Here is a 9198-nt window from a genome sequence, read left to right as displayed (position 1 = left end):
GCCACTTTGGCTTTGAAGTTCCCTGTGTGGTTCCGTCTCGTTCTCTTGGTCATGCCCTTGCTCCAGTAATCGACCTTCCGGTCGAGATTGTGAAGCAAAGCCACCACTTAACCAACTGTCCGAATTTCCTGAGCCACTTCTGGCCTCGTGCCGCAGAAAACCCGTCAATTTTCTCTTGAAAGATGTCGAAGCCGGCTTCCGCCCCTGCGGATCAATTCACAGGGGCAGGGCTAGACAAGTTGCCCGTCAGTGAGTGACCACCGGTGTCGGCAGCGTGTAGTACTGGATCAGCTTGCCGGCGAGCCAGCCGTGGTCGTCGGTGTTGCTGAAGTTCTTGATGACGTTAGTGGTATTGCCGCCACCCCATAGAATCGCGAACACGTTGTTGCTGGCCGCCAGGGCCAGCTTGCCGTTGTCGATGCTCCAGTTGTAGTTGTTGGAGAGGTTGTTGTACTCCATCAAATACTGTTTGTAGGTGGAGTTCGGCGTCAGGCAGTTGTAGGCCGTGGCGCCGCATGCCACGGCGTAGTTGCCGACAGCAGTATTGGTGTTGGTGGAACTGGCCGTGCCGGCGATCATATTGGAAAGGTTCGAGGTCAGGTTGCTGTCGCCGAAGAAGTAGACCGGCGCGCTGCTGAACACGTAGGAGCCGGCAGTGCCCTGGAATAGCTCGGGCGTGGTTTCCTTGGTGTTGGGGATGTGCGAGCCGGGGATCTGCCACAGCATCATCGGGATGTTGTTGTTGGCCTTGCTGAGCTGGCCGATTGCCGACAGGAAGTTGTCCCAGGAACGGGCGTTGTACAGCGTGGCGGCGCCAGGCGAAGCGCTGTCGTCCATTTCATAGCGGTCGAACAGGAAGAAGTCGGGTGCGCTGATGCCGGTCGTCGATATGGTGCCCGGCGCATTGGCGTTCAGCCAGGTCGATACCGGCGTCGAAAAGGTCGCGGCGATTTGCGCGGCAGTCAGGTTCTGGTGCAGCCAGAAACCCGATCCGATGGCCCACATGTTGTCTTGCCAGCCGAACGTCACGGTGCCCTTCGGCGCGAAAGCACGGATCAGCCAGTTGTTGGCCTGGACCCAGCCGGCGAAACCGCCCGGGAAGGTCGGCGTCGGATAGGTCGTGGTGTTGTAGGCCGGGTTGCTGACGCAGGCATTGAACCATGCGCCGACCTGGCTGTAGGCGCTGCCGGTGCTGTTGTTGACGCTGGTGTTCCAGAACGGGTCGTTTTGACCGTCGATGCTCCACTCCGGGTAGCCGTCGGCCAGCAGGGCGGTCAGGATTTGCACGGGTGTGCCGGTGTAGGTCTTGTTGAGGTAGGGCGCCGAGCCGATGCCGTTCGGATTGGAGGTGTTGGTGTAGCTGCGCGACGTGGTCATCAGGCACATCGCTTGCGCCACGGCCTTGTTCACTGCGCCGGCAGGCAGAGCGGCATTGACCGAACCGATGTAGCCGTTTTGCTGGATGGCGCCGAGCAAATCGGGATTCATCAGCAGCGAGCCGTAGTAGTTCTGCGAATTGTAGCGCACCGGATTCGACGCCAGCATGATGGCATCCGCCGCCAGGCTAGAGAAGTGCCGGCCCATGACATAGGTGGCGGCTGGATTGGACGAGCTGAGGCCGGCCGCGCCGTTGCTGAAGTCGTCGAAATTCTGGCCGCCGCTCATCTGCGCTGTGTATTCGACGATGGCGACGCGCATGGCGTGTTTGTTGGCCGCGCTCAGCGAGTTGAAATCGGCGGTCATGCGATAGGCATTGGTCGGCGGATCGATCATGCCCGGATCGCCGTTGCCGTTGACGCCAGCGTATTTGAAGACAACATCGACCGGCTTGCCGCCGAAGTCGTCGTTGCCGCCGGTGGAGGTAGCGGTGGCCGTCGTCGTATCAGGGCCGCCGATGGCGCCCATTGCTACGTAGGCTGGCCAGCCGGGTACGGTTGCGCCTGGAGTGGGCGTAGGAGTAGGAGTAGGAGTAGGAGTAGGAGTAGGAGTAGGAGTAGGAGTTGGAGTTGGAGTTGGAGTTGGAGTTGGGGTAGGGGTAGGTGTTGGTGTCGGGGTAGGAGTACCGCAGGCACCGTCGGAAGTCCACGGCTGTCCACTGCCGCTGGCGCCGTTGCTGGTGGATGGATTGTTCCCTTGCGTCCACCAGTTTGCCGTGTAATTGACGCTGCTGTAACTGGCGATATTACCCCCAACATAGGCGACGGTGGCGTCCCACGCTGCGGCGCAAGCCGGCACGCCGACCTTCGCGCCGGCGATAATCTGCTTCTGGCTGGCGCTCGCAGCGTCCGACGAATCGCCGCTGCCGCAACCGGCCAGCATGCTGCTGATCAGCGCCAGCACCACGGTGCTGCATACTTTTGTTTTCATACTTCCTCTCTTCTCGATCAATTGATGATGCGTGAGAGGCATGTCAGGATGTAAGAATGAAAACGAATATGCAGAATCGAGGCCGAATTACCTTCGGTAAGCAGACTGGCAAGCGTTTTGCCGTAACTTGGATAGCCAACGCTATCGTCATGCGGGCAAGCGGTAACGCGTTCTGTGGTTTCTGTCCCCTACTGCACTGTTGTCAATTTCCCGTAATCCGACAAGCGTCTGCACATTCCCTAAGCCATGTTCGTTATACGTTGATGTCATTTTCAGACTTGCAGCCGATTGAGGATGGGATCATCAAAAATGATAGTCAAGTGGTTTAAAAAATCTCCCTGCACAAGCAGACCACTTGCAAAACGTCCGGAATGCCGGCTCGAAAAAAACAGGATGAGTTAAAAACGGAGGGTAGCTTTTTATACGCAAAATAATTTCGGATGGCTATGAAAGCCTGCTCGAAATTTTCCTTTCCTTTGCACGCCAACGATAAAAGCCAAGGCACCGCCAAGTGAAGAGAACGTCGCGGTGCCGAATCTGTGAAATACCACTTTTGCGATCTGCTTATGTGGTCTTAGCGGAAATCATTCCTTGGCTTGCGGAACTGCCCGGTCTAACTGATGAAACGGGGCAGTTTCAGATGTCAATCAACAGCGAAGAAATTCAGCGGGAAACTCGACCAGTCAGCGATTAATGCGATGAGACATAGATCGAAGCAGGGCCGGCGTCAGGTAAGGCGAACGCCTGCTTCATTCTCGCCACTTCCTCGATGGGCGTTCTGCCGAACAGGCGCTTGAACTCTCGGCTGAATTGGGAGGCGCTTTCATAACCGACTTCCACGCAGGCGCTGGCAGCAGTCAGGCCGTTTCGCGCCATCAAAAGCCGTGCCTGGTGCAAGCGCGTCGACTTCAGGTACTGCATTGGCGAAGTCGCCGTGACGTTCTTGAAATGGGCATGAAACGACGGCGCGCTCATGCCGGCTTCCTTGGCCAGTTGATCGACATCGAGTTTCTCGCTATATGACGCGTGGATCTTTTTGATCGCTTTCGCGACTTTCCCGAACTGCCCCTCGCTCGCGAGGGCTGCGCGCATTGACGCGCCCTGATCGCCTGTCAATACGCGCAGATAAATTTCTTTCATGAGTGCTGCGCCGAGGATCTTTGCTTCCATGGGGTCATCCATGGCTTCGAGAAAGCGCAGAACCGACGCCGACATTTTCTCGTCCATGGCAGTGGCGAACATGCCCTGAGGAGCCGCCTCGCCAGGCTCATCAATTTCCATCTGCAATAACAGCTCGGCCAGCATCTTGAAATTCAGCCGAAAATAAATGGCCAGCATGGGTTTCTTCTCACTCGCGTCCGTTTCCATCGTGAACGGCACCGGCACCGATACGGCCAGATAATGCTGCGCATCGTAGACGTAGGTCTGATCGCCTAAAAATCCCCGTTTTCTCCCCTGGCATACGACCACAATTCCGGGTTCATAGAGAACCGGCGTCACGCTCAGTGGTCGATTGGACCGAAGAAACCGCACATCCTGCAGTTGAGAAAGGTTATACCCCTCATTTGGCGCGAGTTTTGTCAGCAGGGTCACCATGCGCTGTTGCTGCTTGCCGTTGTTCGTCAACACGATCATCTGTTATGGGGTGATTGAAAATTTGAGGTTAAAGCTCTCGGGCTAATAGGTTTAGGCAAGAACCGCATGTGAACCGGCATTTAGGTATTTTGCGTTCGCTCGTAAGATTACGTCAAGCCAAGACTGACTCGCTTGATTCATTCGCACCTTCAGAGTATTCGCAAATTAACCATAAAGGACTAAATCCATGGGAAAGCCAACTGAAATGAAATTTCTGATTACCGGTGTCGGTTCGGGGTTTGGACGGGCCTTCGCCTTGGCAGCGCTGAACGCTGGACACACGGTAATCGGAACTGTCAGAAATGCATCGGCAGGAAAGGATTTTGAGGATTTGGCTAGCGCTCGCGCCATTGCGGTCGTGCTCGATGTGACCGATTTTTCTGCCATCGACGCGAAAGTCGCAGAAATAACGGAAACAGTCGGGCCGATCGACGTTCTGGTCAACAACGCCGGTTACGGACATGAGGGAACGCTAGAAGAGTCGCCATTGGAAGAAATGCGCCGTCAGTTCGACGTCAATGTGTTTGGCGCGGTGGCCATGATCAAAGCCGTGTTGCCGTCCATGCGAGAGCGCCGGAGCGGTCACATCATCAACATCACATCCATGGGCGGTTTCATCACCATGCCCGGCATCGCTTACTATTGTGGCAGCAAGTTTGCACTGGAAGGCATCTCGGAAACATTGGCAAAAGAAGTTGCAGGCTTCGGCGTGAAAGTCACCGCGGTCGCACCAGGCTCCTTCCGCACGGATTGGGCTGGCCGTTCAATGGTCCGTTCGCCGCGCCATATCCGGGATTACGATACTTTGTTTGACCCTATCCGCGCAGCGCGGCAAGAAAAAAACGGCCAGCAGCTTGGCGATCCGGCCAAGGCCGCGGAGATCTTGCTGAAGATCGCCAACGCGCCTGACGCCCCTGTGCATTTATTGCTGGGTAGCGATGCGGTGACCTTGGTGAAAAATAAAATTGCGGCCATGTCAGACGAAATGACGGCGTGGGAAAGCGTTTCGACGTCGACGGATCACTGAGATCAGAATTTAAAAGGCCCTCAGCAATGAGGGCGCTTTCATTTGCTCCGTGATTTACTGTTCGGCATCAGAGTTCCATCCCTGCCTACATCGACCATTTCCTGCCCAGCTCCTCCAGCCCGGCTCGTTTCAAGTCGTCCAGCGTCATGATCACTTTTAATTCCACATTGGCATTGAAGGTTAGAAACCATGGTTCCGCAAGCGTGGAGATTTTCGCCGGGTCGTCGATGTCGACGATCAAGAGAGCCGATCGCTGTCCGCCCTGTTCGGTGAAGTAAGCCGCTTCCGGTTTTATTTCCTCCAGGATCTGGCCCATTTTCTTGCCGACAGAGCCGTCTCTGTAAGGAATGATGGCGAATTCAGGCCGTCCATCCGCCCCCTTCAAAATCTGAACGTTAGTACGTGCGTTCACTGCGTTTCTCCACTTGCGTAGTGGTGATGTGTACCGATATGCGGATCTATCAAAAATAAATCAGTCTGTCGGACAGTCCTCATGAATATGAGATTTGGAAATAATTAGTAAGGTCAAATCAATTCCCTGTATCGACTCCGGCAGCACGATCAAGATTGGCATTCACGCGCAGCAGCAACGACATCAACTGATCCCGCTCCTCCTCGGTAAACCCCGCCAAAGCCTGCTGGCTGGCCGCATCCATTACAGCTTTTCCCTTCGGCATCCGCTGAGAAGCGTCAGCAGTCAGCGAAACCAGCTGGCTGCGCTTGTCATCGGGATTGGGAACCCGCTGCACCAGCCCGTCGCGCTCCATGCGATTCAGCAGCTGCGCCATGCTGGGCTGCTCCACCTGCGCCAGGCGTGCCAGCTCTGCCTGCGACAAGGCGCCGCTTTTCTTGAGCGCTACCAGCACCGGCAACTGCCCCATGGCGAATCCCAGTGCGCGCAGCGGGCTGTCTACCAGACGCATGGAAGTGCGGTAGATCTGGCCGATCAGTTTCATGGGGTTGTTCGATAAATCAGTTTTCATGGGGTTGACATTGCATAGGAAGCTATGTTTATATATAGGATCCTATCATAACTGAATCTTTCCATTTTGTGAATATACAATTACGCATCGCCATAGTCGGCGCGGGCCCGGGAGGTCTGACCCTGGCACGTATCCTCCATCTGCACGGCATCGCCGCGACGGTATTCGAGCAGGAATCCCATCCGCTGGAGCGGCCGCAGGGCGGTACCCTGGATCTGCACGAGGAATCGGGCCTGCAGGCGCTCAGGCAGGCCGGTCTCATGGAAGCATTTCTGGCCATCGCCCGCTACGAGGACCAGGGTTCACGTCTGCTGGATAAATCAGGCAAGGTGTTGTTCGAGGATCAGGACGCCGCCAGCGGCGACCGCCCCGAAGTCGATCGCACGGAACTGCGCGCCATGTTGCTGCAGGCATTGCCTGCTTCTTGTGTGCGCTGGGGTTGCGCCATGCGCGAGGCGCAGGCGCGCGACGACGGTCGCTGGACTCTGGCCTTCGATCATGGCAGCGAAGGACCGTTTGACCTGGTCATTGGCGCCGATGGCGCGTGGTCGCGGATACGGCCTTTGCTGTCGCCTTACCGGCCGCAATACAGCGGCCTCACCTTCATCGAGTGCGGCATCGACGACGTCGACCGCAGCCATCCGGCGCTAGCGCAGCTGGTGGGACGCGGCAAGATGGGCGTTGAAGCCGACGGCAAGGAAATCATCGCGCAGCGCAACGGCAATGCGCACATCCGTGCCTATGCCATCTTCCGCGTGCCTGCCGACTGGGCGGCACGCCGTTTCGACCTTGCTTCGCCCACCTCCATGCGCACCGAGCTGGGCAAGGAGTTCGACGGTTTCGCGTCCGAGATACTCGATCTGTTCAGGGCCAGTAACGATAACTTCGCCATCCGCCCGATTTATGCTTTGCCAGTGGGGCATTGCTGGTCCAGCCGGCGCGGCCTCACGCTGCTCGGCGATGCTGCGCATGTCATGTCGCCCTTTGGCGGCGACGGCGTCAACAACGCCATGTTCGACGCCGCCGAGCTGGCGCGCTTGCTGATCGAGCGTGCCGACTGGGCTGAGGCGGTAGCTGAATACGAGGCGCTGATGTTTGCGCGCATAGTCGAATCGGCCGAGGGCGCGGCGGAAGGCGCCGCAACCCAGCTGTCGCATGTCGGCCAGGAGCTGACGTTGGCCATGTATCGCAGCCACGCTGGCGGGAATCAAGGAGAAAATACTGCTCCAGGCGCCGGAATGTAAAATGCCCCTGGCAAGGAGGGCAATTCGTTCATGGTTCGCAGTGGTTGTCGGGATCGTCGGATGAGTGCGGTGGAAAGTCAGATGCCGATCTTTTTAAGAAAAACCGGCAGCAGCTGCACCAGAAAAATTGCGCCGACCACCCACACGATGATGCTGTTCCGGGCCTCGGCCAGATCTGCTTTTGTGGCGTAATTCGAGCGCATGACAGCAACGTCGGTTTTGACGGTGGACAGTTCGGTTTCCAGTTTTTCTATACGCTTCAGCATATCCTTATCCTCCGATGGCCCGCCGCGTTTGTCGATGCGCCCGGGTAGCTTGTTCGTCAGAGAGTAATCAACATTCCTCATGGCTTGTCCATGTTGACTTAAGTAATATCTATCTTTGCCGCCGATACATGACGTCGCCCGTTGTTTTAGGCATAGTCATTGCGCCGACCGTTCAGCATTTTTATCTAGCTTATCAAAAAGACGCCTATATTTGGCGCATCAAGATGAACTTTATCATTTTGCTTAAGAACGGCGTCGCGTTCAGTCTTTTTAAGAGTACATCCAGTCACATCAGAAGTACGTCTTGGCGCCGGCTTTGAGGATCGGTTTCAATGCGCGTATCGGCATGACCAGCTGCGGTCCCAGGCACACGCCCATGGCGTGCCCGATGCCGGAAACGACAAAGGAAATCTTGTCCGGCTCGTCAAATTCAAAATCCAGGTATTCCGGCAGCACATCGCTGCAGTCAGTATCCTGGTCCGGGCTATTCCGCTTCTTCTCTGACTTCACTTTTCTGCTGATGAAATTTGCCAGGACGGGATCGATCTCCGAGCCGTCTTTGCTCTTGGTCCGGACTGGAAACAGGCGGTTGAAATCCAGGTAGCCGCCTTGGATCAAGTCCAGCGTAAACGGATCGTAATGGTTGTTCGGATGCGCTCCTCCGCAAAATGTGCTGCCCGATTCGACGACGCTCATCAATGTGGCCGACAGATAGCGCACGCCGATTGTTTCCGAATCATAGTCTCCCAGGCTGCCGGCGGCAGGCCCGTCCGAGGTGTAGAGCGTGGCCTTGCATTCCAGCGCCGCCAGGCTCATCTGCCAATGGCGCTGTTCGAGGATCTGATTGACGCTTGCCAGGATCTGCGGATCGGGATGGCGGGTCAGCCGCGGATAGGCGAACTTGGTGCGTGGATCTGTCGCCATGCGGTAGCCGACGTTCTTGCGCAGGATTTCTGGCCCAAGCTGCAACGGCAATTGCATTTTCAGGTAATCGTAGGGCGTGTTCTTGAGCGAAATCGCCGTGCCATATGCGATATTGCTGCCTACGCCTGGCGTGATGGCGGCAGTGACGGCCTCCACGCCGGCCGCTTTGACGGCATCGGGATTGTAGCTGCCTACCTGGTGCAATTCAAAGGCAAGGTCTTTATTGGCTTTGGCGTCATGCCAGCTGCCCTGGTAGGTATCGCCATTGATTTTTCCATACCAGATGCTGCGCGGCTTTCCAGTGGCAGGGTCGACGAAAATCGGCCGGCCGCTATTGTCGTCGGCAGCCAGGGGTTCTCCGTCCTCAAGACGCGGCAGGGCTTCCTTGAGCGATGCGAGTGTGCCATGCAGGGGAATGTCGACGCCATGACGCATATAAAAGTAGCGGCCGTCATAGCCGTCGGCCTTTTTTTCGAGCTCCAGCACGACTTCAGCATTTTTCCCCAAGGTCCCTTTGAAAACCATGCGTTCGCCGGCGACGGCGGTACCGGTGGCCGCGCATGTCAATGCGCCAAGGATGATGCTGTAACGATAGAGTGTTTTCATTGTCGTGACTGGTAATTGATCAAGTGAAGCAGGGGGCAGTGCCAATCCAACGCTCCGCAGTGCGGGCTAAAAGAGTGTAAGGCGCTTTGCCTCTCGGCGGGTAGAAAACAAGCCGCTAAATCATGTCGAAAATTCTATCTTTAAAT

At 56.5% G+C, this 9198-nt stretch carries 8 protein-coding genes; 2 read left to right on the top strand and 6 right to left on the bottom strand.

What is annotated here, in order from left to right; translation table 11 throughout:
- Positions 1-246 precede the first annotated feature (246 nt).
- Together VNZ65_RS11610 and VNZ65_RS11605 are read right to left on the bottom strand one after the other, a co-directional pair.
- Positions 247-2367: a carbohydrate-binding protein gene (locus VNZ65_RS11610; RefSeq protein WP_325669094.1), complete on the bottom strand. Its 2121-nt coding sequence runs from the start codon at positions 2365-2367 to the stop codon at positions 247-249.
- A gap of 690 nt (positions 2368-3057) precedes the next feature.
- Positions 3058-4002, bottom strand: a complete 945-nt coding sequence (locus VNZ65_RS11605; RefSeq protein WP_325669092.1) for an AraC family transcriptional regulator — start codon at positions 4000-4002, stop codon at positions 3058-3060.
- Positions 4003-4189: 187 nt separating this feature from the next.
- Here VNZ65_RS11605 and VNZ65_RS11600 point away from each other — a divergent pair, with 187 nt between their 5' ends.
- Positions 4190-5029, top strand: a complete 840-nt coding sequence (locus VNZ65_RS11600; RefSeq protein WP_325669090.1) for an oxidoreductase — start codon at positions 4190-4192, stop codon at positions 5027-5029.
- An 85-nt stretch (positions 5030-5114) separates the two neighbouring features.
- Here the strand turns inward: VNZ65_RS11600 and VNZ65_RS11595 are convergent, their stop codons facing one another.
- Together VNZ65_RS11595 and VNZ65_RS11590 are read right to left on the bottom strand one after the other, a co-directional pair.
- Entirely contained in the window at positions 5115-5417 is a 303-nt protein-coding gene (locus VNZ65_RS11595; RefSeq protein ID WP_325669096.1) for a panthothenate synthetase, read from the bottom strand.
- A gap of 142 nt (positions 5418-5559) precedes the next feature.
- Positions 5560-6012: a MarR family transcriptional regulator gene (locus tag VNZ65_RS11590; protein WP_325669088.1), complete on the bottom strand. Its 453-nt coding sequence runs from the start codon at positions 6010-6012 to the stop codon at positions 5560-5562.
- Between the two features lie 68 nt (positions 6013-6080).
- Between VNZ65_RS11590 and VNZ65_RS11585 the strand changes: the two genes are divergently transcribed.
- Positions 6081-7256 (top strand): NAD(P)/FAD-dependent oxidoreductase, encoded by a 1176-nt coding sequence (locus tag VNZ65_RS11585; RefSeq protein ID WP_325669086.1) that lies wholly within the window; start codon positions 6081-6083, stop codon positions 7254-7256.
- A gap of 77 nt (positions 7257-7333) precedes the next feature.
- Here VNZ65_RS11585 and VNZ65_RS11580 read toward each other — a convergent pair whose 3' ends face one another.
- Together VNZ65_RS11580 and VNZ65_RS11575 are read right to left on the bottom strand one after the other, a co-directional pair.
- Positions 7334-7603 (bottom strand): hypothetical protein, encoded by a 270-nt coding sequence (locus VNZ65_RS11580; protein ID WP_325669084.1) that lies wholly within the window; start codon positions 7601-7603, stop codon positions 7334-7336.
- A gap of 210 nt (positions 7604-7813) precedes the next feature.
- Entirely contained in the window at positions 7814-9052 is a 1239-nt protein-coding gene (locus VNZ65_RS11575; RefSeq protein ID WP_325669082.1) for a hypothetical protein, read from the bottom strand.
- Between the last annotated feature and the right edge of the window lie 146 nt (positions 9053-9198).

The organism is Collimonas sp. (assembly GCF_035566555.1).
Taxonomy (GTDB): Bacteria; Pseudomonadota; Gammaproteobacteria; order Burkholderiales; family Burkholderiaceae_D; genus Collimonas.
Note: the sequence above shows the minus strand (reverse complement) of the source record. Positions and strands in the feature narration are given on the sequence as shown.

Excerpts from the sequence above, each read along its gene's own strand:
- VNZ65_RS11590 (WP_325669088.1), bottom strand. The coding sequence starts at position 6,012 with ATGAAAACTGATTTATCGAACAACCCCATGAAACTGATCGGCCAGATC.
- VNZ65_RS11600 (WP_325669090.1), top strand. The coding sequence starts at position 4,190 with ATGGGAAAGCCAACTGAAATGAAATTTCTGATTACCGGTGTCGGTTCG.
- VNZ65_RS11610 (WP_325669094.1), bottom strand. The coding sequence starts at position 2,367 with ATGAAAACAAAAGTATGCAGCACCGTGGTGCTGGCGCTGATCAGCAGC.
- VNZ65_RS11605 (WP_325669092.1), bottom strand. The coding sequence starts at position 4,002 with ATGATCGTGTTGACGAACAACGGCAAGCAGCAACAGCGCATGGTGACC.
- VNZ65_RS11575 (WP_325669082.1), bottom strand. The coding sequence starts at position 9,052 with ATGAAAACACTCTATCGTTACAGCATCATCCTTGGCGCATTGACATGC.
- VNZ65_RS11580 (WP_325669084.1), bottom strand. The coding sequence starts at position 7,603 with ATGAGGAATGTTGATTACTCTCTGACGAACAAGCTACCCGGGCGCATC.